The organism is Rahnella sp. PD4 (genome assembly GCF_049199325.1).
Classification (GTDB): Bacteria; Pseudomonadota; Gammaproteobacteria; order Enterobacterales; family Enterobacteriaceae; genus Rahnella; species Rahnella perminowiae.
Genome location: NZ_JBLZQF010000004.1, coordinates 334,553 through 358,044, shown reverse-complemented (window position 1 = coordinate 358,044; position 23,492 = coordinate 334,553). Strand labels below are relative to the sequence as shown.

At 51.5% G+C, this 23,492-nt stretch carries 17 protein-coding genes; 8 read left to right on the top strand and 9 right to left on the bottom strand.

Annotated features, from left to right (window positions below; translation table 11 throughout):
- Nucleotides 1-26 precede the first annotated feature (26 nt).
- The 3 genes from ACOZIO_RS13375 to ACOZIO_RS13365 all read right to left on the bottom strand — a co-directional run bounded on the left by ACOZIO_RS13375 (nucleotide 27) and on the right by ACOZIO_RS13365 (nucleotide 2,391).
- Entirely contained in the window at nucleotides 27-950 is a 924-nt protein-coding gene (locus ACOZIO_RS13375; protein ID WP_421595380.1) for an alpha/beta fold hydrolase, read from the bottom strand.
- A 73-nt stretch (nucleotides 951-1,023) separates the two neighbouring features.
- Entirely contained in the window at nucleotides 1,024-1,626 is a 603-nt protein-coding gene (locus tag ACOZIO_RS13370; RefSeq protein WP_129953608.1) for a TetR/AcrR family transcriptional regulator, read from the bottom strand.
- Between the two features lie 87 nt (nucleotides 1,627-1,713).
- A complete protein-coding gene (locus ACOZIO_RS13365) occupies nucleotides 1,714-2,391 on the bottom strand; it encodes an SDR family oxidoreductase (RefSeq protein WP_129953607.1) in 678 nt (225 codons plus the stop codon).
- Nucleotides 2,392-2,739: 348 nt separating this feature from the next.
- Here ACOZIO_RS13365 and ACOZIO_RS13360 point away from each other — a divergent pair, with 348 nt between their 5' ends.
- The gene (locus ACOZIO_RS13360; protein WP_129953606.1) at nucleotides 2,740-3,513 is read left to right on the top strand and encodes a DUF3750 domain-containing protein; all 774 of its coding nucleotides are present in this window, start codon (nucleotides 2,740-2,742) and stop codon (nucleotides 3,511-3,513) included.
- A 49-nt stretch (nucleotides 3,514-3,562) separates the two neighbouring features.
- On the opposite strand, the gene ACOZIO_RS13355 is transcribed toward ACOZIO_RS13360, so the two are convergent.
- Nucleotides 3,563-5,248, bottom strand: a complete 1,686-nt coding sequence (locus ACOZIO_RS13355) for an NAD-dependent malic enzyme (RefSeq protein ID WP_129953605.1) — start codon at nucleotides 5,246-5,248, stop codon at nucleotides 3,563-3,565.
- A gap of 493 nt (nucleotides 5,249-5,741) precedes the next feature.
- Here ACOZIO_RS13355 and ACOZIO_RS13350 point away from each other — a divergent pair, with 493 nt between their 5' ends.
- Nucleotides 5,742-6,686: an AEC family transporter gene (locus ACOZIO_RS13350; RefSeq protein WP_129953604.1), complete on the top strand. Its 945-nt coding sequence runs from the start codon at nucleotides 5,742-5,744 to the stop codon at nucleotides 6,684-6,686.
- A 76-nt stretch (nucleotides 6,687-6,762) separates the two neighbouring features.
- On the opposite strand, the gene fumA is transcribed toward ACOZIO_RS13350, so the two are convergent.
- On the bottom strand, nucleotides 6,763-8,409 hold the full coding sequence (fumA, locus tag ACOZIO_RS13345) for a class I fumarate hydratase FumA (RefSeq protein ID WP_129953603.1): 1,647 nt from the start codon (nucleotides 8,407-8,409) through the stop codon (nucleotides 6,763-6,765).
- Nucleotides 8,410-8,599: 190 nt separating this feature from the next.
- A complete protein-coding gene (locus tag ACOZIO_RS13340) occupies nucleotides 8,600-10,111 on the bottom strand; it encodes an anion permease (protein ID WP_129953602.1) in 1,512 nt (503 codons plus the stop codon).
- Between the two features lie 737 nt (nucleotides 10,112-10,848).
- Here ACOZIO_RS13340 and ACOZIO_RS13335 point away from each other — a divergent pair.
- Together ACOZIO_RS13335 and ACOZIO_RS13330 are read left to right on the top strand one after the other, a co-directional pair.
- Nucleotides 10,849-13,626: a flavocytochrome c gene (locus ACOZIO_RS13335; RefSeq protein WP_421595379.1), complete on the top strand. Its 2,778-nt coding sequence runs from the start codon at nucleotides 10,849-10,851 to the stop codon at nucleotides 13,624-13,626.
- 24 nt (nucleotides 13,627-13,650) lie between these two features.
- The gene (locus ACOZIO_RS13330) at nucleotides 13,651-14,613 is read left to right on the top strand and encodes an FAD:protein FMN transferase (RefSeq protein WP_129990990.1); all 963 of its coding nucleotides are present in this window, start codon (nucleotides 13,651-13,653) and stop codon (nucleotides 14,611-14,613) included.
- A 10-nt stretch (nucleotides 14,614-14,623) separates the two neighbouring features.
- Here the strand turns inward: ACOZIO_RS13330 and dcuR are convergent, their stop codons facing one another.
- From dcuR to ACOZIO_RS13315, 3 genes are all read right to left on the bottom strand, one after another.
- Nucleotides 14,624-15,343, bottom strand: coding sequence for a two-component system response regulator DcuR (gene dcuR, locus ACOZIO_RS13325; protein WP_129953599.1), 720 nt, complete (start codon nucleotides 15,341-15,343; stop codon nucleotides 14,624-14,626).
- Nucleotides 15,340-16,959, bottom strand: coding sequence for a sensor histidine kinase (locus ACOZIO_RS13320; protein WP_129990991.1), 1,620 nt, complete (start codon nucleotides 16,957-16,959; stop codon nucleotides 15,340-15,342). The genes dcuR and ACOZIO_RS13320 overlap by 4 nt, the downstream gene beginning before the upstream one ends.
- Before the next feature lie 239 nt (nucleotides 16,960-17,198).
- Complete coding sequence (locus ACOZIO_RS13315; RefSeq protein WP_129953597.1) at nucleotides 17,199-17,516, bottom strand: RcnB family protein; 318 nt, start codon at nucleotides 17,514-17,516, stop codon at nucleotides 17,199-17,201.
- A 365-nt stretch (nucleotides 17,517-17,881) separates the two neighbouring features.
- On the opposite strand from ACOZIO_RS13315, the gene ACOZIO_RS13310 reads away from it, so the two are divergent.
- The 4 genes from ACOZIO_RS13310 to ACOZIO_RS13295 all read left to right on the top strand — a co-directional run bounded on the left by ACOZIO_RS13310 (nucleotide 17,882) and on the right by ACOZIO_RS13295 (nucleotide 23,256).
- Nucleotides 17,882-20,290 carry a membrane-bound PQQ-dependent dehydrogenase, glucose/quinate/shikimate family gene (locus ACOZIO_RS13310; protein ID WP_421595378.1) on the top strand — a complete coding sequence of 803 codons (2,409 nt, stop codon included), beginning with the start codon at nucleotides 17,882-17,884 and terminating at the stop codon, nucleotides 20,288-20,290.
- A 106-nt stretch (nucleotides 20,291-20,396) separates the two neighbouring features.
- Nucleotides 20,397-21,302, top strand: a complete 906-nt coding sequence (locus tag ACOZIO_RS13305; protein WP_129953595.1) for an SDR family oxidoreductase — start codon at nucleotides 20,397-20,399, stop codon at nucleotides 21,300-21,302.
- A 211-nt stretch (nucleotides 21,303-21,513) separates the two neighbouring features.
- On the top strand, nucleotides 21,514-21,939 hold the full coding sequence (locus ACOZIO_RS13300; RefSeq protein ID WP_129953594.1) for a DUF2231 domain-containing protein: 426 nt from the start codon (nucleotides 21,514-21,516) through the stop codon (nucleotides 21,937-21,939).
- A 12-nt stretch (nucleotides 21,940-21,951) separates the two neighbouring features.
- On the top strand, nucleotides 21,952-23,256 hold the full coding sequence (locus ACOZIO_RS13295; protein ID WP_421595377.1) for a PQQ-dependent sugar dehydrogenase: 1,305 nt from the start codon (nucleotides 21,952-21,954) through the stop codon (nucleotides 23,254-23,256).
- Nucleotides 23,257-23,492: the final 236 nt, after the last annotated feature.

The window sequence follows — 23,492 nt, the reverse complement described above, 5'->3', positions numbered from 1 at the left end:
CACAAAAAATTCAGCAAATCTTCATCTCACATTGTGAAGAAACTATGCAATTCGCGCGCTAAAACTCCCGGCTGTTCTTCTGCAATGAAATGGCCGCTGTGAGGGATGATGATGCCGGTTACATTTTCGGCGAAAGCGCGCAGGGGAATCGCCATGTCCGGGATTGACCCCTGGTCGGCGCTGACCGTCAGTACCGGCATTTTTAATTTTCCGTGACGGTTCAGTTCGCGGTTCTGTTCAGCCGATTCTGTGACTGACCGGTAATACGCCAGTCCGGCACGCAGGCCGCCACTTTTCAGGAACGTGCGCAGATATTCGCTGATATCGTCGTCAGTAAAAGCATCCGGCGCGGCAGTTTTACGGCGTAAAAACCAGTCGAGATACACCCGTTCATTACCGGCGATCAGCGCTTCAGGCAGATCAGGCAATGTGTGGAAAGCAAAATGCCAGGTTTTCCACGATTTTTCAGGTGTGACGGGCAGCGCGTCCGGCAACGTGATCCCGGGGATCCCTGCGTCCAGCAGTGCAAGCCGCTGTACTTCCCCGCCATACATCGCGGCATAGGGATACGCCACCCACGCACCGACATCATGTGCTGCCAGCGAATAATGCTTGTGACCGAGAAGCTGCATTAATCCGTGGGTTTTCTGCGCCAGGCTGCGTGTGTCGTAACCGGTCTGCGGCCGGTCCGAATCGCCCTGTCCGGGCAGGTCCGGTGCCACCAGCCAGTAATCTTTTGCGAGCGATTTCATCACATTGCGCCACGCGTACCAGGTTTGTGGAAAACCCGCCAGGAGCAACAATACTTTGCCTTCCGGATTTCCGCCGCTGACATAATGCAGCCGTACACCGTCGACGGTGGCGTAACGATGCGTAAAACCGGAAAGGGCAGGGTCAGCGGCAGCAAAAGGCGCGGCAGTTATCACCGCGGACGGGACGATATCAGTCATAATAAGTTTCCTTAACGTCAGTGGATTAAAAATATAATTAGGAAATGATTGATTCCTAAATGGGAAAAAATTTTTAATCGAGGATTTTTAGTGCCAGTTTCAGCGTAGCTTCGCTGGCTTCATTGTTTTCAACTTTACCGGCGACACGCATGCCTAAAACGATCCATAACATCAGGGACGAGGCGGCCTGCGCATCAATGCCCGGCGGGACAGAACCGTCCTGCTGGCCCCGTTCAATGAGGGAGGCCAGGAACAATTTGTTGCGCATAATGGCCTGACGCACCAGTGTGGCGAGTTCTTCATCCAGCGTGAGTAATCCGACGGTACTGCCGACAACCAGACATCCGCGACGGCCTTCAATTTCATGGGAAGAACGCAGGTAAAAGCGCAGCACCTCGGCAATGCATTCACGGCCGGTGGCGACACGCTCAATTTGCTGGCGTAACTGTGTATTGCGCAGCGAGGTGTAGCGTTCAAATACAGTGAGAAACAGGGTGCGCTTATCGCTGAAGGCTTTGTAAATGCTGCCTGCAGTGAGATTCATGGCCTGACTCAGATCACTGATGGATGCCGCATGAAAGCCTTTTTCACGAAACACCGTCATGGCGTTATCCAGTGCAAGTTCAGTGTCGAATTCACGTGGACGACCGCGATCCTTCGGGCAGGAAGATGTCATAAAAAAACCACCATTAGGAAGCGTTTATTTCCTAATGGTGGCATTAACACAAAAACCGATCAAGCCGTTTGTCAGCTCAAACCCTTTTTACCAGCGCAATTCACGGCCTGAATACTCAACAAAATGATGGCCGCCTTTGCCGCGCCAGGCTTCGAACTGATCGACAATGCCGGTGGCACTTTCAGTGATGGTCAGTGTGGCATTTTCACCGCCCATATCGGTCTGTACCCAGCCCGGATGCACGGAAAGCAGAGTCAGTTCTTGTTTTTCGATCTGTTGATACAACCCGCGGGTCAGCATATTCAGTGCGGCTTTACTGGCGGAATAAAGCGGATAAGTCGCCGCTTCATTTTCATTGAGGCTCGACAGTTCAGAGGTCATCAGCGCCAGAACACCGGTGCGGTGGTTCAGGAAAGGCAGTAATTCACCGGCGCAACGGACCGGGGAAATAGCATTAGTCAAAAACAGCTGAATAATTTCTTCATCGCTGGCCTGATGAATATGCTGATGATCCGGACCAAAGATGCCTGCATTCACAAAAATCAAATCAAAATGGCTGTCTGAAAGTGCGTCTTTCACCGCCTGTCGTGCTTCGGATTTATTAATATCCAGTTTTACCCATTCAACAGACGCCGGGGTTTTGGCCGGAACGGCATCACGCGTGGTGGCGGTCACCTGCCAGCCGCGTTTTGCGAGGACCTCGACCACACCCAGACCGATACCGCGTGATGCGCCGATGATTAATGCCTTCTTAGAGTCAGTCATATTCATCCTTTAATAATCAATGCGTTAATGTGAATTTATTGTTTCCATTTAATGCGCGAAATCTCTTCGGTATTGCAGGCAGTATGAGCCAGCATAACGGGTGCAACAATGGGCTGGAGTCTGATTTTGCCCGGATTACATAACGTGGCTTAATGGATAAATTTGTCACGCCTTGCCGGAGTCTGGCTTAAACCGATGCCTTTACAACGAATGACAGCACGACAGGGGGGAATTAATGAGGTACAAATAATTCTTTCAGCTACGGCGTGTCTTCGGACATATAAGTTGTCCTGTAAATCAGTTGTGTAGTTGTGAACTTCCGAACTCATGTCAAAGGTGAATAAAAGTATGATCGCCATAAAATGGGTAAGTTTCGGGTTTGTCTTGGTTTTATTGCTATCTTTCGGATACAGCTACGCCAAAGCGACACAAACCCGGGCAGAACCCGCCGGACAGAGCTGGTCAACGGCACGACGCACTTCGGCCGGTATTGCACCGGATCCCGCCAGACTCAAAAACATCGCCATTATCCAGGTTTATGCCGCACCGACCTATGGCTGGCGCGGGCTGGTGGCGGTTCATCCGTGGATAATTTATAAACGTGAAGGGGAGACGGAATTTACCCGCTATGACGTAATCAGCTGGGGCAGCACTGACGTAGTGCGCCGAAATTACGCGATTGCAGACGGATATTGGTTTGGCTCGCAGCCACGCATACTGGTTGATCACCGTGGTGCGCAGGCGCAAATGATGATCCCAAAAATAGAAGCGGCAATCAAAAGCTATCCGTATCCGCATACCTATCATGCGTGGCCGGGCCCAAACAGCAATACCTTTATGGCGCACATCGGGCGCGTAGTGCCGGAGCTGGCGCTTGATCTTCCTTCCAATGCGATCGGCAAAGATTACCGCGGGATCACGAATCCGATCGGTTTACCGCCATCGGGGCGCGGCGTGCAGGTCTCTTTACTGGGGGTATTGGGCGTGACGCTCGGTGTGGAAGAGGGACTTGAAATCAATGTGTTAGGATTGAATTTAGGTATTGATGTGAAGGATCCGGCACTGCGTTTGCCGTTTGTCGGGCGTGTAGGTTTCGATAATCCGGGAAAAGCGGAACTTTAACGGTGTCATTACGAAACAGGCCGGCATGGAGATACCGGCCACACATACATCAGAATGACGAATGCTTATAAGACCGGTATTCCGGTTTCCAGAACTCGGCATTAAGACGGCTTTGTAATTCCTCCTCTGTAACGTTCGCCGCCACGCCTTCCTGTTGTGCGACGCGGGCAACTTCTGCGGCAATGACTTTAGACACATGCTGAATATCGGCAATAGCCGGTAATAATGAGCCTTTGCCTGTCGTCGCCAGCGGAGAAAGGCTGGCCAGAGCCTGACTGGCGGCCAGCAACATGCCATCGGTCACACGGCGTGCTCCACAAGCCAGAATGCCTAATCCCAGCCCCGGGAAAATGTAAGCGTTGTTGCATTGCGGGATCGGGTAAGTGTGATCCTGATAATGTACCGGTGCGAACGGACTGCCTGTCGCCATCAGCGCGGCACCTTCAGTCCAGGCGATGACATCCTGTGGCCGTGCTTCTGCGCGGGAAGTCGGGTTCGAGAGCGGCATGATGATAGGGTGAGGGCAGTTGTGGTGCATCTCACGGATAATCTCTTCGGTAAATAATCCCGGTTGCCCGGACACGCCAATCAGAATGGTCGGTTTGGAATGGTGCACCACGTCCTGCAACGAGATATTCTGGCTATCCACATTCCAGTGAGTGATTTTATCTTTATCTGTCACCAGTTTGCGCTGAAAATCGAGCAAATTCGGCATGTCATCTGTCAGCAGGCCAAAGCGATCCACCATGAAAACCTGGCTACGCGCTTCGTCTTCTGTCGCCCCCTCTGCCACCATCTGTGCGATGATTTTCTCAGCGATACCGCAACCGGCAGAGCCTGCGCCAAGGAAGGTCACACGGTGATCACGCAGTTGGGTGCCTGCGGCATGACTGGCAGCAATCAGACAGCCCAGCGTGACCGCGGCGGTGCCTTGAATATCATCATTGAAACAGCACAACTCCTCACGGTAGCGCTCCAGAAGTGGCATGGCATTGGTCTGTGCGAAGTCTTCGAACTGGAGGAGCACATCCGGCCAACGGGTCTTTATCGCCTGAATGAACATATCTATAAATTCATTATATTCGCCGTCGGTAATACGCGGATGGCGCCAGCCCATGTACAGCGGGTCATCGAGTCGCCGGGCGTTATTGGTCCCGACATCAAGCATGATTGGCAGTGTATTTGCCGGGTTGATGCCCCCACAGGAAGTGTAAAGCGAAAGCTTGCCGATAGGGATCCCCATACCGCCAATCCCCTGATCGCCCAGTCCAAGGATACGCTCACCGTCAGTGACGACGATCACCCGGATGTCGTTTTTGGAGAAATTTTGCAGCATTTCGTCGATATGAGCGCGGTCAGGGTAAGAGATGAACAGACCCCGCGCGCGGCGGTAGATATCTGAAAAGTGCTCACAGGCTTCGCCGACCGTCGGGGTGTAGATAATCGGCAGCATTTCTTCCAGATGTGAATTCACCAGGTTATAGAACAATGTTTCATTAGTATCCTGGATATTACGCAGATAAACGTGCCTGGAAATATCGCGTTTAAAATCACAAAACTGGGAATATGCCCGGTCGGTCTGTTCGCTGATGGTTTCGACCTGATTGGGCAACAGCCCGTTGAGATTAAGTGCCAGACGTTCATCACGGCTGAAGGCGGAACCTTTGTTGAGCAGCGGATTTTCGAGTAACAATGAACCTGTGTAGTGGGTGTAGAGCGGGCGTTTTTTTAACATTTTTAAGCCTTAGAACATTTGAACTCAGTTAATTCCCGGCATGTTATTTTCTGTTGCCGGATCCCCTCACAGTAAAATCTTATAACCAGCAAAACCAGCATAAATATTAAAAAGGTAATGGCCATAGCTGCCTGATGCGGATAAATAATTATTGTTTTATTTTTTATAACATGACAAGGATTTTGATTCCGGTTACTTAATTTACAAAAGTGTTTTAATACTTTCTTATTTATTAATTCCTGCATAATGTTTTTAAATATTTCCGGATGGTTCTAAATGCCTGAATATCTTTTTATTATTTAAGTTAAATTATTTATTTTTAGTTAACCATTTGTATTTTAATGCTTTTATGGTTAATTAATTATTGTTATTGCCGATCGCGAGACGGGTGTGATGCGGGTCACAATAGTGACTGGCTGTAAATAATATAACTAAGCGCTATTTTCATCATGAAGTTATCACATCAACAATAATAAAGAAAAAAGGTCATATTATGCCGACGTTACTCTTATCCTCATTATTTCCTTTAGTGTTTGTTATGGTATTAGGCTGGCTCAGCGGCAAGCTGGGTTATATGAAACGTGACGATGCTACAGTATTAGCCACGGTCGTGATCCGTTTTGCACTGCCATTACATCTTTTTATCGGTGCATTACATACGGATCCTGCCAAAATACAGAATTTGTCGTTTATGGCAGTATTAGTCATCGGCCTGATGGGATCCTATCTTCTGACGCTGTGCATCTCGCACTGGTTTTTCCGTCATGACATCAAAACCAGCGCCATTCAGTCGCTGGTATGCGCATTCCCGGATATGGCTTACTTTGGCGCGCCTGTGCTGGCTGTACTTATCGGGCCGGAAGGTTTTCTGGGGGTACTGGTCGGGAATCTGATCACCAGCGTACTGATGATCCCGCTGACGATTGTGCTGATCCGCATGGGGGACAAAAACAGTGATCTGGCCGAACAGGGCAGCCTCGGCAAAATGATTCTCAATAATTTATTCAAGGCATTGCGCAATCCGATTGTCTGGATCCCCGTGTTGGGTGTCGTGATGAGTCTGGCGGGCATTAAACTCCCGGAGTTACTGTCTTCCTCCGTTGAAATGATGGGGAAAACCGCTGGCGGAATTTCGCTGTTTGCGCTGGGATTACTCTTCTTCGGCGAGCGTCCGAAGCTGAATATTCATACGTTCACCAATGTCGGCCTGAAAAACCTGATCCAGCCGGCGATTATGGCGGTTGCCGGCCTGGCATTTGGGTTGAGCCATACGCTGATGCAGCAGGTGGTGATCATCGGCGCAACGCCGTCTGCTATTGCCGCCGGTATGTTCGCTGTGCGCAGCGATACGTATGTGGAATCTGCGTCCTCCTCAATACTTGCCGGCACCGCGCTGGGGATTGTGACGGAAGGGATAATAATTTACATGATGTCGTAATACGCTGATGGCCCGAAGCGTTATCCATAAAAAAGGCCCGCCATTGCTGGCGGGCCTTGTGTCTTTCAGGAGGCAGTTACTTCACACATTTCGCACACGTACTTGCATGGATTTGCTGGAAGAAATCGTTGCCTTTGTCATCCACCAGAATGAACGCCGGGAAGTTTTCGACTTCGATTTTCCAGATAGCTTCCATACCCAGTTCAGGATATTCAACGCACTCCAGGCTTTTGATGCTTTGCTGCGCCAGAACCGCTGCCGGGCCGCCGATGCTGCCCAGATAGAAGCCGCCATGTTTATGGCACGCATCGGTCACCTGCTGGCTGCGGTTGCCTTTTGCCAGCATGATCATGCTGCCGCCATGGGATTGCAGAAGATCCACGTAAGAATCCATGCGGCCAGCGGTGGTCGGGCCGAGGGAACCGGAGGCATAACCTTCCGGGGTTTTCGCCGGGCCGGCGTAGTAGATCGGATGATCTTTGATGTATTGCGGCAAACCTTCGCCATTATCCAGACGTTCTTTCAGTTTGGCATGTGCAATATCACGACCGACGATAATCGTACCGCTCAGGGACAAACGGGTAGACACCGGATATTCAGAAAGCTGCGCCAGGATTTCAGGCATCGGACGATTCAGATCGACTTTCACCACACCGGCTTCGCCTTGCTCACGCAATGCTTCAGGAATGTACTGACCCGGATTGTCTTCCAGTTTTTCGATCCAGATACCGTCGCGGTTGATTTTGGCTTTGATATTACGGTCTGCGGAACAAGACACGCCCATTCCGACCGGGCAGGATGCGCCATGACGTGGCAGACGCACAACGCGGATGTCGTGGGCAAAGTATTTGCCACCGAACTGTGCTCCGAGGCCCAGGTTGTTGGCTTCGGCCAGCAGTTCCTGTTCGAGGTTCACGTCGCGGAATGCCTGACCGTGTTCATTACCTTCCGTCGGCAGACCATCGTAATAATGCGTTGAGGCCAGCTTGACGGTTTTCAGCGTCGCTTCTGCAGAAGTACCACCAATGACAAACGCGATGTGGTACGGCGGGCAGGCTGCGGTACCGAGGGTGCGCATTTTATCCACCAGATAATTTTTCAGCTTAGCCGGGGTGATCAGCGCTTTGGTTTCCTGGTACAGATAAGTTTTATTCGCAGAACCGCCGCCTTTGGCGATGCAGAGGAATTTGTATTCGTCACCGTCAACACTGTAAAGGTCGATTTGCGCGGGCAGGTTAGTACCGGTGTTCACTTCTTTGTACATATCCAGCGCCGCATTTTGTGAATAGCGCAGGTTATCTTCGATAAAAGTGTTATACACCCCCTGAGACAGGCTGGCTTCATCACCGCCGCCGGTCCAGACGCGCTGACCCTTTTTACCCATGATGATCGCCGTGCCGGTGTCCTGGCAGGTCGGCAAAATGCCTTTGGCAGCGATTTCAGAGTTTCTCAGGAATTGCAGCGCCACGTATTTGTCGTTTTCGCTGGATTCCGGGTCATGAAGAATGGAAGCCACTTGTTGCTGATGCGCAGGTCTGAGCATAAATGAGGCGTCATGGAACGCCTGCTGAGCCAGCAGCGTGAGCGCCTGTGGTTCGACTTTAAGCACTTCTTCACCATCGAAGTTGCTGACAGAGACATGGTCTTTGGTCAGCAGATAGTATTCGGTGTCATCTTTGGAAACGGGGAAGGGATTTTGATAATAGAACGGTTTGTTCGACATTGTTTTCTCACTTTTTCCGTTTTTGCCGCCAGGGGTGGGACTGTTGACGCGGTATAGCAGAGGTGTTCCGGGCGACGTTTATATTCGTTCTGTATGTTGCCAGCCAAATACACAGGCTGGCAACGAGGTTTATATGTTTTCTTTCAGTAAATGCTCTGTTAATGCTTTGTGGGTGATTTTATCGCCACAATCAGAACATCATCACCATCCACGGATAGCCGATTACCAGTAAAGCGATCAGGAAGATGGCACCAAAGATAGTCCCGAGGCGCCAGTAATCTTTGGTTGGCAGATAACCGCTGCCGTAATAAATAGGGCTTGGACCCGTACCGTATGGCGTGATGATCCCCATAACGCCCAAAGATGTCACCATCAGCAAACAGAACACCTGCATGTTAATGCCAGGGATTGCCGCGCCGATGGTCAGCATGGCGGGTAACAGTGCGGTGGTGTGCGCGGTGGTGCTGGCGAAAAGGTAATGCAGCAGATAGAACGCCAGCAACAAGGCGATGGTTGCTGCGCCCGGGGAAATCCCCCCCATCAGCGCCGCGCCTTCTTTGCCCAGCCAGGCGATAAAACCGGTGCGGGATAAACCGTCAGCCAGTGCAACCAACGTGGCGAACCAGGCGAAGGTATTCCAGGCGGGTTTGTTGCTGGTAATGTCGTTCCAGTTCAGCACGCCGGTCCACAGCATCAGTACCACGACCAGCAGCGCAGCCATGGCGGGTTCGATAAAGCTCGCCGCGAAAATCCACATCGCCAGCGCGCAGCAGACGAACACCAGCAACAGAATTTCATGGCGGGACATTCTGCCCAGTTTTGCCAGCTCAGCGGTTGCCCAGCGCGGCACTTCATCATTGATTTTCACTTCCGGTGGGTAGAACCAGTATGCCAGCAGCGGCATGGTCAGCAGCAGCAGCAAACCGACCGGCAGGAAAGCAATGAACCAGGTGCCCCAGGAAATGTTGATACCGGTCACGCTATTCACAATACCCAGCGCCAGCAAGTTAGGTGCCAGTGCGGAGAGGAACATCGAACTGGTGATACACGCGGCGGTGATCGCCACCCACATCAGATAAGAACCGATTTTTCGCGCACTCGGGTCATTCGGTTTCGAGCCATACAACGGCGGCAGGTTAGCAATGATCGGGTAGATCGTGCCGCCGCTGCGCGCGGTATTGGAGGGTGTAAACGGTGCCAGTAACAGGTCAGCAAACGTGATGGCATAACCCAGCGTCAGGCTCCGGCGGCCAAGATATTTTACCAGAATCAGCGCCAGACGGCGGCCGAACTGGGTCTTATCGTAACCGGCGGCAAACATGAACGCGCCAAAGATTAACCATACGGTGGAGTTACCAAAACCACTGACTGCCCATTTGAAGGACTGTGCTGCGGTTTTGAATTTAGGATCCGCCAGCTCAGCCGGGCTGAAAAGTAACCACTGGCTGAAGAGGGCAATGACCACCACACCGGTCAGACCGATGACGGCGCCCGGTAATGGCTCGAAAATCAGACCAACAATGACACCCACGAAGATGGCGAAGAAATGCCACGCATACGGTTCAAGCCCGGCAGGCACCGGAACCAGCAGCAAGAGCACGGACACCAGCACGGGAAGTGCCAAGAAGATCCAGCGATTTTTTTTGCCTGACCCGGCTTTTTTCGCTGGCTCTTTCACCGCAGTTTTTGATATTTCGCTCATAATATTTATCTTAGGTAGTTAGGAATATTGTGATGATGCATAGGTAAGATTCTGTCTGGTTTTTTTACTTACTTAATATTTTTTCTAGTTATTAAAAGTTGGCGTGTTAATTGCCCTGTTATTGTTATTGTTGTCGGGTGTTTCATATTCCCCCTAAGAGGGAGGGAGTGTTTATATAATGCGTTTTCCCTATTTTTAACTGTTGATCTTGATCAACAAAATACGGTGCTGAATTCTTTTTTAAATGACATAAAACAAATGTGCAGACGTTGCCTGATGAATTACAGGACAATGTGTGACGGGAGTATCTTTTGCGGGGGCGATAAGCAAAAAAGGGGTAGAGCAAAATGAGAGTCATTCACAGCGGGATACTCCTCAATGTGCGACCATCAGCCGCCTGGCTGCGGGCGAATGCTTTACTGTGGCAGAGAAAAAGCCCGGCAGATGTAATATTAATCCCTGCAGTTAAATACAAATAAGATCATAGTTTGCATTAATGTAATTATTTAATTTAGCAGTTAACATATTTTTAATATAACGGGTATTAACTTAATGCATAAATAGTTAATTAACTAATGTAATAAGTTTTGAAAGTAAAAATAAACTTATATTAAAGCGATGACTCCGGCATTGAAGAAAAACAATCAATAATAAATCGATACTTCATTGTGCTTAACCCAAATAGCGCGCCGACAACCCATTCAGAATTTAAAACCTTAAAGTTTGGAGTAATTATTATGAGCACCAACGATCTGTTATTGAGCCCGTTCACCCTGCCCAATGGTACTGAGTTGAAAAACCGTATTCTGATGGCTCCCATGACCACCTGCACAGGTTTTTATGACGGCACCGTTACCAGCGAACTGGTTGAATACTACCGGGCCCGCGCCGGCAGTATTGGCACTGTGATTGTCGAATGCTGTTTTATCGATGATAAGGGCCTGGCATTCCCCGGTGCTATTGGTATAGACAATGACAGCAAGATTGACGGCCTGGCAAAAATTGCCGCAGCGGTGAAATCTCAGGGCTCGAAAGCGCTTTTGCAGATCTATCATGGTGGACGCATGAGCGAGCCCAAACTGATTGGTGGTCAGCAACCGGTCGCGCCAAGTGCGCTGGCGGCACCGCGTGACGGCGCTGCCACGCCGGTGGCACTGACGGCAGATGAAGTAGACGACATGATCACCAAATTCGGTGAAGGTGTGCGTCGTGCGATAGAAGCCGGTTTTGATGGTGTGGAAATTCACGGGGCGAACACTTACCTGATCCAGCAATTCTTCTCGCCGAACTCCAACCAGCGTGACGACAAATGGGGTGGCAGCCGCGAAAACCGCGCCCGCTTCCCGCTGGCGGTGCTGGATATCACTCATGCGATGGCGAAGAAATACGCCAGTTCTTCATTTATCATCGGCTACCGTTTCTCACCAGAAGAGCTGGAAGAACCAGGGATCCGTTTTGCTGATACCCTGTATCTGCTGGAACAGCTGGCCGCGCGTGGGCTGGATTACCTGCATTTCTCACTCGGTTACTCGCTACGTCCTTCTATTGTGGATACCACTGATGCGACGCCATTGATCGACAAATATATCGCGATGCGCTCAGACCGGCTTGCACAAATTCCGGTGATGGGTGTCGGCGGGATCGTCAACAAATCCGACGCTGATCTGGCGCTGGCACATGGCTATGACATGATCGCTATCGGTAAAGCGTGCATTGCGTATCCGGACTGGACCGACCGTATTACCGCCGATCAGAAAATGGACTTGTTCATCGACAGCACACAACGCGAAGCACTCACCATTCCGGAACCGTTATGGCGTTTCTCTCTGGTAGACGCGATGATCCGCGACATGAGCATGTCCTCTAAGAAATTCAAAGCCGGTGTGTTCCGTGAAAAGGTACAGGATCCGGCTCATGAACTGGCGGTCAGTGTCAGTCTGGAAACTGATCGTATTGCTGATATCTTGCTGGAAGCAGGCACCGACCCGGATGTGGAATTTACCACCAGCTTTGAAATCATCCGTACCCGTATTCTCGATGCCAACAGCCCGCATGTGGATGCCGTCACGGGGGCGACCGAGCAGAGCGAAGCGGTGAAAAAAGCGGTTTCCAAAGCGATCGCTAAATCCTGCAAAGCACAGCTGCTGGAAGAGGGCGGCGATGTGTCGGGGCCGCAAACTTATGATGTCGTGGTAGTCGGCAGCGGCGGTGCCGGTCTGGCCGCAGCGATCCAGGCGTGTGACGAAGGCGCGAAAGTGCTGATCGTTGAGAAAATGTCGACCATTGGCGGCAACACCATCAAAGCCTCGGTGGGCATGAACGCCGCCGAAACCCGCTATCAGCGTCTGAAAGGCATCGAAGACAGCAAAGAGCTGTTCTATCAGGAAACCCTGAAAGGCGGCCAGTTCAAAAACAATACCGTGCTGCTGAAAGAGTTCATCGAACATGCACCGCTGGCGGTGGAATGGCTGGCCGATCACCACATTGAGCTGAGCGATATCACCATCACCGGCGGGATGAGCATCGACCGTACGCACCGTCCGGCGGACCGCAGTGCCGTGGGTGGCTTCCTGATCAGCGGGCTGGTGAAAAATCTGAATAAACGCAATATCGACGTGATGCTTGATACCTCTGTTACCGAAATACAGTACAGCAACGGCACGGTGCAAGGTGTTGAATTGCTCAATGATGACAACGAAGCGCTGACGATTCATGCCAAAAGCGTGATCGTCGCGACCGGTGGTTTTAGTGCTAACCGCGAAATGGTGGTGAAATATCGTCCTGAGCTGGACGGTTTCGTGACCACCAATCATAAAGGGGCGACCGGCAGCGGTATTGCCATCCTGCAAAATATTGGCGCAGGAACGGTTGATATGGGCGAAATTCAGATCCACCCGACAGTGGAACAAACCACTTCTTATCTGATTTCAGAAGCCATTCGTGGTGGCGGTGCGATTCTGGTCAGCCATGCGGGCAAACGCTTCTTTAATGAGATGGAAACCCGCGACAAAGTCTCAGCCAATATTATCGCCTTGCCGGAAAAATACGCGTACGTGGTGTTTGATGAGCAAATTCGTATGAATAACAAAGCGGCAGATGAATACATCGCGAAGGGTTTTGTTATCAGCGCCGGGTCACCACGCCAGCTGGCGGCGAAACTGGAAATGAATTCAGATGCCTTCCTGGCAACGCTGGAAAGCTACAACGTCGCCGTAGATAAACAGGACGACGCAGAGTTTGGCCGTAAAACCGCGCTGCGCCACCCGATCAATCAGGGGCCGTTCTACGCTATCCGTATCGCACCGGGGGTACATCACACCATGGGCGGCGTCACTATCAACACTGACACTTGCGTGCTTGATGCGCAACAACAGCCGATCGGTGGTGCATTTGCGGCGGGCGAAGTGGTCGGCGGTATACACGGTGGCAACCGTATCGGCGGGAATGCCGTTGCAGATATCATTATCTTCGGTATTCTTGCAGGGCAAAATGCCGCGAAATTCGCAATGCGGTAACCGATTATCACCCAGGGATTTTCAATGACGCCAGACGATCGTATCTATGCTTATTCCGCTGTTTTGATGGGTTCGCCCATTCTTCTCAAGCTGTTTGAACATGCCGAAACTCTGGCGTCTGGCGTTTTCCGGCTGATTAAACAGCAGGAAAACATCTTCACGGTGAACCGTCCGCACTCCGATATTATGGCGATTAACCATGCCGCAGGACGTGACCCTGTCACGGTCAGCGCGCCTGTTTTTGAATTAATCCGTCGCGCTAAAACCATCAGTTGTCTGCCGGACAGCAGTTTCAATTTCACCATCGGCCCGCTGGTTAAACGCTGGAAAATCGGTTTCAGCGGTCACAGTATCCCGGCCGCGCATGATTTACAGACCCTGCTGTCGCTGACCGATCCTGAAGACGTGATCCTTGATGAACAGACCCGTTCGGTCTTCCTGCAAAAAACCGGCATGGAGATCGACCTCGGCGCAATTGCTAAAGGTTATATCGCAGATGTCGTGCGGGATTACCTGCGGGAACAACAGGTTGATAATGCCTTAATCAATCTGGGGGGTAATGTGCAAACCTTGGGTGACGGTACGGAAGGCGCCTGGGCGATTGGGCTGAAAAAACCTTTTTCCGATCCGGATGCCCTGATTGGCGTGATCAATGTCATCGGTAAATCGGTGGTGACATCCGGTGTTTATGAGCGTTATTTCGAACTGGACGGCCACTGTTATCACCATATTCTTGATCCCAAAACCGGTTATCCGCTGGATAACGAGCTGCTCAGCGTCACCATTATTTCTGAGGACTCAATCGACGGGGATATCTGGACGACATTGCTGTACGGAATGGGGGTGGAGAAAAGCCTGGCTTCTCTGACAAAAATCCCACACATCGAGGCGATTTTTGTGACCCGTGACGGTCAGATTATTTTGCCATCGCAGCGGCAGTTTACCTTCACGCCGCTGGATGACAGTTACCGTATCATCGCTTACTGACCGCTGATTATTACTGACAGTACTGTTTCAGCAACGAATAATGATCGGCCTGCAGACGGTAGCGATATACCGGCCTGCCGGTGACGCCGTAATGAATGCTGGTGAACAAAATGTTCATCTGGGCAAGCCAGATCAGGTATTTACGGCAAGACACGCGCGAAATATTCACTGACGTTGCCAGTTCATCCGTAGAGAATTCCATCGTCGGATGGGCGTCAATCCACTGGCATAACGTCCGTAATGTTTGCAGCGTTAAGCCTTTCGGCAGCTTTTTGGTGTCCGCCGCTGCAGGATTGCTGCCATGGATGAGCCGGTCAACGTCTGACTGTTCGTAATACTGCTGATTATCCATCAGCGTTTTCTTTTGCTGCCAGCCGGTCAGTGCTTCCTCAAAACGGGAAAACTGGAACGGCTTAATCAGATAATCGACCACGCCATAATTAAGCGATTTTTTGATGGTTTCTGCATCCGCAGCGGAAGAAATGACAATCACATCGACAGGCCGGCGGGCGTTACGCAGTTCAGGCAGTAAATCCAGCCCGTTATCCTGCTGCATATAGACGTCGAGCAAAATCAGGTCGATAGGCAGTGCTGAATTAAGCACCAGATCTTTCGCCTGTTGCAGGGTCGACGCAGTGCCGCAGCATGTGAAACCGTCAATCTGGCCGACATAACACCGGTTCAGCTCTGCCACCATGGCATCATCATCAACTATCAGTACATTGATCAAGTACTTGTCCTCTTGCCATCCCAGGGAAGTTGTACAAAAAATTGGGTATAAACATCGGGTTCCGATTCTACAGTCACCGTTCCGCCAAGGCTTTCCACTTGCTGTTTAGCGAGAAAAAGCCCCATGCCCCGCTGTTCGCCTTTCGACGACACACCCTTTTCGAATATTGCGTCAATATTTTCCGGCTGAATGCCCGGCCCGTCATCGCTGACGATGCAGGCCAGCGAGCCATTCTGATAGTGCAGCAAGACGCTGACTTCACCATCAGACTGATCGCCAAGCGCATCCAGCGCATTTTCAATCAGATTGCCCAGCACGGTAATCAGTGCCGCCACCTGATCTTCGTTATTATTGTCCGGCAGTAAACTGTCATCGCTGAGCGTTAACAAATGCCGTGTGTCCGATGCGCGGTTAATCTTGCTGAGCAGGAAACCGGCAATCACCGGAGACTTTATTTTCAGCAGCAGCGAACCGATTTCCGCCTGATAGTTATTGGCGGTTTTGAGAATGTAATCTTCAAGCTGAGCATAGCTTTTCATATGCAGTAATCCGAGGATCACATGCAACTTGTTCATGAATTCATGCGAACGCTCACGCAACGAATCTGCATAGTTTACCATGCCGCTCAGACGCTGCATCAACTGGCTGACTTCTGTTTTATCCCTGAACGTACAGATCGCGCCAATAATCACGCCGTTGTTGCGTACCGGTACGGTATTGCTCAGCAGCAGACGTCCCTTGAAATTGATTTCTTCGTCACGGCGCGGCATGCCGGTATTGAGAACACCGCGCAGGTTGGCGATAAGGGGCAGGGAATCCGCATCCGGTTCCACGTCGATGGCGGTTTCGCGGAAAGTTTGCCGGGCCGTCTGGTTAATCAGCGTGACATGCGCCTGATCGTCGACGGCGATCACGCCTTCCTTGATCGACTGCAACATCGCCTGACGCTGTTCAAACAATGTCGAAATTTCATAAGGTTCAAGCCCGAACAAAATGCGTTTAAGCAATTTCACCAGACAGTAAGTGCCCAGTGCACCCACTATCAGGCCAAAAAGTACTGTCCACAGAATACTCCAGCGGCTTTTATTGATTTGCTCCGTGACTTTGACCAGTGAAATTCCAATGGCGACTACGCCGATTTGCTTATGGTGATCATCATAAACCGGCGTGAATACGCGCAATGCTTTGTCCAGCGTACCTTTGTTAATTGAGACATTTTCGTTGCCGAGCAGCGCCGGATTGATGTCATCGCCGATAAAATGATGACTGATCACATCCGCATTCGGATGCGAGTAACGGATGCCGTCCATGTCAGTGACCACGATAAACAACAGGTCATTGCGTTTTTGCACCGCACTGGCGATAGGCTGAATAATATTACTGTCAGGGGGCAGCAAGAGGGCGCGTTTTGTTTCGGGCAAATCAGCCATGGTTCTGGCGACGGCCAGAGCTTTATCTTTCACGCCATCACGGGTGGTGTCGCTTACCTGCACAAAATAAAGCATATGGACAACCAGCAACACGGACGCAATCACGGCGCTTATCATCAGGCTGACTGACGTGCTGAGTTTCATGGGGTGCTTGCGCACGGAATGGCGTTGCTGCGAGTCGCTCATGGGAGCCCCGGAGAGAGTAGAGCCAAATGCTCATTGTTGATTTTGATAGTTCGCGTTGTTCATCCGGCAATATGGCATTGAACACTGCATGAACCCACCCTGTTCACGCATAATGATATGTTTATTTGACTGATATTTCCGCTATTTATTACTTTCGAAAGTGAGATTAGCGCAGCGGACATCTGAATAAAAAAGGCCTGAATCTCTTCAGGCCTCATGTTCATTATCCGGCTTTCTTCTTACTGGAAATAAATATCGCCGTTTTCGGCTTTGAGGATCTTCCCGTCGGTGTCGGTGATCAGCGCATAACTTCCGCCGATGTAAGTCCAGTGGCTGCCTGCATCCGGAGCAGGCAGGTGACGTTCCTGCCAGCCGACGATTTCATACGGTTTGGTGCGGTAGAGTGCAGGGACCTGATCGCCGATAGAATACAATTTGGAATCATCGTAGAACGATTTGATCTCATGGGAGTTTGACGCTGCAAATGCCGGGTTAGCCAGGGGTAACAACGATGAAACAACCAGGGCTGATAACATAACAATTTTAGAATGACGCATAGATTATCCCGTTAAAACCATCAACTTAATGCCAGCCTCGATGATCTGCCGCCAGTCCGTTTTATGAGCGGTAAAGCCGAAGCCTGTGCTTTTTCTGTAGGACAGGATAATAACGAGAAAGTGAGCGCAGGCTGGGGAATTTTTTTGTGTCGAAATGCAAATCAGGTTGAGTATTTACTAAACCCGCTGATTTTGTACTGAATTATTTTCATCTCTGTAAACTTTTGAGACACATTATCTCTGTCGCTTTCCTCTTGAAAATAAAAGTATTAGCGGCCTCTTGCTGATTTATCCTTCCCCGGTTCCGCCACTTCAGTTTAATGCCAGATATCCTTTAATAACCTTTTCCTGCAAAAGAAATCACTATGCGCAATGAACGGATTATTACCTGGTCGTTCATGACCGGGCTTGTGGTGGGTGTCATCGGGCTGGCGTATCTGCTGCTGGGCGTCTGGCTGGCGGCTATCGGCGGCTCACCCTGGTATGTGGTTTTTGGCACCGGCTATCTGATCAGCGGCATTTTTATCGCGCGCCGTCATGGCAGCGGGATCTGGCTGTATTTGCTGACATTTCTGGTTTGTTGCATCTGGTCGGTATGGGAAGTCGGCCTGGATGGCTGGCAACTGATGCCGCGTTTGTTTGTGATGGCATTGTTAGGCATCTGGTGCAGCCTGCCCTTGATCACCCGTCAGGTGATGGCAACACGGGGCAATCACCACGCCGGCACACTGGCCGGGCTGGTGTACGTGGTGGCGATTGCGGGCATTTTTTATACTGGCTGGCAGGTGACCGGGTCACGTTTTGTGCATTATCAGCCCGTTCCCGCACAGACAGGCGCAGCACAGACCACCTCACCGGAAAGTAACGACTGGCGCTTTTATGGCCGGACAGAAGCCGGGCAGCGTTATTCACCGCTGACGCAGATTACCCCCGCTAATGTCAGCCAGCTTAAACCTGCCTGGGAGTTTCACACCGGTGATGTGATGAGGAAGGGTGAGGATAAAGCCGGACGCGAATTTAATTTCGAAGTGACCCCCATTAAAGTCGGGAATACGCTGTTTATCTGTACGCCGCACCGCGAAGTGATTGCACTCAACGCCACGACGGGCACTCAGCGATGGAAATTCGATCCTAAAACTGACACCTCAGCCAATGAGTACCTGGCGTGTCGTGGCGTGGCATACAGCCAGTCAGCCGATGATAAAATATGTCCGGAAAAAATCATCGCGACCACCAGTGCGGCACGGATGGTAGCACTGAATGCGCAAACCGGTCAGCCGTGTTCCTCCTTTGGCGATAACGGTTTTGTCAGCCTGACTGACCATATGGGCGATGTGCCACCGGGCTTCCATTTCATTACTTCGCAGCCGATGGTGATGGACGGACACATTGTGCTGGGCGGCTGGATTTATGACAACCAGTCTACCGGTGAACCTTCCGGCGTCGTCCGGGCTTACGATGCAAATACCGGCCAGCTTGCATGGGCATGGGATATGGGCCGGGATCCGCAGAATGCACCGCTCAAACCGGGTGAAGTTTATAACCGTGGTACGCCCAACGGCTGGGGAACCTATACCGGCGATCCGAAACTGGGTCTGGTTTATATTCCGCTCGGCAATGCGACGCCGGATTATTACGGTGCCGGACGCCGTCCGTTTGACGAAAAATATTCGAGTTCTGTTGTCGCGCTGGATATTCAGACCGGTGAGGAACGCTGGCATTTCCAGACGGTGCATCACGATGTCTGGGACTTTGATGTACCGATCGGACCGACGCTGGTGGACTTGCCCTCGCCGGACGGGACGACGGTGCCGGCGCTGGTGCAGACCACCAAAATGGGACAGCTGTTCCTGCTCGACCGGCGTACCGGAAAACCGCTGGCGCAGGTAAACGAAAAACCGGTGCACACCTCTCCCTCTTTGCCGGGCGAACATCTTTCGCCAACGCAGCCGGATTCTGCCGGCATGCCCAATCTTTCTCCGCCAGATTTGAAAGAAACTGACGCGTGGGGCGCAACACCCATTGATCAGTTGTATTGCCGGATCCAGTTCAAAAGTGCGCGCTATCAGGGACAGTTCACCCCGCCAGCGGAGGGTAAATCCATTGCTTATCCGGCCTTCGACGGTGTGATGGACTGGTACGGTGCTTCGGTAGATCCGATCCGCCATGTGCTGATTGCCAACACCAGTTACATCCCGTTCACAATGGAAGTGAAAAAATCAGCCGATGCGATCAAGGAAGGGCTGATGCACAAATGGGCCGGATGGAACAGTAATCAGCCTTATCCCAAACCCAAAGAGTTCTCCGTTGGCCCGCAATATGGCACGCCGTGGGCGGCCATCGTCAAACCGTGGCTGGGCTTTCTGCAGGCACCGTGTAATGCGCCACCGTGGGGAAAACTGGTTGCGGTTGATCTGACCACCCGAAAAATTGCCTGGGAAAGACCGGCGGGAACCACCAGAGACATGAACATTTTCGGCACACATACTAATGTGCCATTGCCAACAGGCATTTTCATGATGGGCGGTAATGTTATTACTCAAAGCGGGCTGATTTTCACCGGAGCCACGGCAGACAACTATTTCCGCGCATTCGACGAAACGACGGGTAACGAACTCTGGCGTGCGCGACTTCCGGCGGGGGGGCAGGCGACGCCGATGACATATACCGGCGATGATGGACGACAGTTTGTGGTGATTGCCGCCGGCGGACACGGCGGGCTGGGGACGACGTCCGGTGATGCGCTGGTGGCGTATGCATTACCTGCAAGATAGTTTTGACTCCGGAATGCGGGATATTCAGAACAGTCTGATGATGCCCACAGGCTGCCCAGGATGGTCTATTTTTAAGGTTCCTTCATTTCTAAAATAAGGAGTGTTTATGAACAATAAAACAATCCCGACATCCCTCAATGAACCTCATGTTGATGCGTATCCGACCCCCCCGTTTGAGCATCAGAAACAACCCTTCCCCGGGCTGGCCAGCAAAATGAATCCTGTCCCCGATCACGGCGAAAAAACTTACAAAGGCAGTGCCCGGCTGGAGGGGCGTAAGGCGCTAATCACCGGCGGTGATTCCGGAATTGGCCGTGCGGTGGCGATCGCGTTCGCCCGCGAAGGTGCGCAGGTCGCCATCAATTACCTGCCCGACGAAGAGGCCGATGCCAAAGAGGTGGTCGATCTGCTGTGGGCAGAAGGGCGGAAAGTGGTCGCCATTCCGGGGGATATCCGCGATGAAAAATTCTGTCAGCAACTGGTGAAGGAAGCGCAAGAAAAGCTCGGCGGGCTGGATCTGCTCGTCAATAATGCCGGTCGTCAGCAGTTCTGTGATTCGATTAAGGATCTGACCACCGAGGCATTTGACGCCACGTTCAAAACTAATGTGTACGCCATGTTCTGGATAACTAAAGCGGCGCTGGAATTCATACCGCGCGGCGGTGCGATCATTAACACGACTTCGGTTCAGGCGTTTTCACCGAGTGATAATTTGCTCGATTACTCCTCCACCAAAGCCTCGATCATGGCTTTCACCAAAGCGCTGGCCAAACAGCTGGCGAATGACGGAATTCGGGTGAACGGTGTTGCGCCGGGGCCGTACTGGACGCCGTTACAAATTTCCGGCGGACAGCCTCAGGAAAAAATCGAATCCTTTGGTCAACAGGCACCGCTGAAACGTCCGGGGCAGCCTGCGGAAATCGCCCCGTTGTACGTGACGCTGGCCTCAAATGAAAACAGTTATGCCTCAGGGCAGGTCTGGTGTTCTGATGGCGGTACCGGCACGGTCTGATTACCGGTCGGAAACGCCAAAGCCCGTCATATGACGGGCTTTTTTCATTCAGGCAAACATCTGCCAGTGCTGCAGGTATTGCCCCGTCATACATCATTACGCTGCTAATGAATTCGTCATAACTCTTCATCTTTACTAATCTTTTACAGGTACGCCTGAGGGGGGCCGCGCTTTTAACGCGGTCAGCTATGGATAAGTTAAGGAGAAGAACATGCAAACGCAGCCGATTTCAGCGCGCCGGGGTGTCGCAACGGCGCTGTACGAATTGTTAAATCCCATTCCTCTTGGTTTCTTTGTCGCAGCCTGGATCTTCGACATCCTCTATATGAAGACTTTCATCACGATGTGGACTGACGCTGCCAGCTGGCTGATTGTGCTCGGGCTGATCATTGCCATTATTCCCCGGCTGATCAACGTGGTGCAGGTATGGGCAGGGCGCAAAACGCCTGCCGGTTCGCCGTTAAAAACCCATTTCTGGCTGAATCTGGTGGCCGTGGTGCTGGCTATTTTCAATGCCTTTATTCACAGCCGTGATGCTTATGCGGTTGTACCAATGGGAGTCACGCTTTCTTCGCTGGTGGTGGTGTTGCTGCTGGTGGGAAATGTCCAGCTCGCGTTACGTGCACGCACAGTATAAGGAGATAAGACCATGAAAAATCACCAACGCGCGTTACTCGCACTGACGCTCGTCGCATTACTGAGCAGTTGTGATGACAGTTCACAAATCGACCCGAAGAAACAAACCGGTGCGGATCCTGAACTGCCGAAAGCGCAAAACTTCCTGCTGCCACCCATGAAAGTGCCGCAAGGCATACCGTGGAAAACCGGTGAAATGCCGAAAGTGGCGGACGGGCTAAAGATCGAAAAAATCGCGGAAGGGCTTAAGCACCCGCGTCAGGTGTATGTGTTGCCGAATAACGATGTGCTGGTTGCGGAATCTAATGGTCCGGCGAAAAAACTCATCTTCAGGCCGAAAGAGTTAATTATGGGGATGGTGCAGAAATGCTCCGGTAAAGGCGGCGAAGGCGGTAACCGTATTACGTTGCTGCGCTATACCGGCGGTAAATGGGAGAAACATCCGTTTATTGCCCGTGTAAATTCACCGTTCGGTATTCAGCTGACCGGTAATACGTTATGGGTCGCCAGCGCGGACAGCCTGATTAAATACCCTTATCAGGAAGGTGAAACGCAGATCACCGCACCGGGTGAGGTGGTGACAGCGTTGCCAGGCGGGCCTATCAACCATCACTGGACTAAATCCCTGCTGGCGAGTCCGGACGGCAGCAAATTGTACGTCGGGGTCGGTTCCAACAGCAATATCACTGAAAACGGTATCGGTGCAGAAGACCGGCGCGCGGCCATTCTGGAAGTGGATGCCGCAACCGGTGCCAGCCGTATTTATGCCAGCGGATTGCGCAATCCGACCGGTCTGCAATGGGAGCCACAAAGCGGCAAGCTGTGGGCAGTGGTTAATGAACGCGACGAAATCGGCTCCGACCTGGTGCCCGATTACATGACCTCTGTGCAAGAGCACGGTTTCTATGGCTGGCCTTACAGCTACTACGGACAACATGTGGATGAGCGCGTCAAACCACCGCGTCCGGATCTGGTCGAAAAAGCCATCAAACCGGATTATGCCATCAGTTCACATGTTGCCCCGCTCGGGTTGCTGTTCTATACCGGCGACAATATGGCGCAATATCGCGGTGGCGCGTTTGTGAGTGAACACGGCAGCTGGAACCGCAAACCGCTGAACGGTTATCAGGTGATGTGGGTAAAATTTGAAAATGGTAAACCCGTCGGGCTGCCACAGCCGGTGGTGACCGGATTCCTCACCGATGATCAGAAACATGTTCGCGGTTTACCGGTCGGACTGGCAATGGATAAACAGGGCGGAGTGCTGATCGCCGACGATGCAGGTAACAGCATCTGGCGTGTCAGCAAGGCGGAGTAAATGCGGAGTATTCCTATTTTTAAAAGGCAAGGGCTGCAGGCTCGCGAAGAAGATAAAGCTGGCTATGATTAATGCATCTGTACCTCGCTACAGATAACCACTGCTTTTTATTATTCCTGTCTGTGTGATTGCCCGCTGTTTGCCTGCGGGCTTTTTTTTGCCTGCAATGTTTTGATAGGGAATGAGTTCAGAATTAGCAATAAGATTATTCCAATTATGCTATATTTGAAGGATTC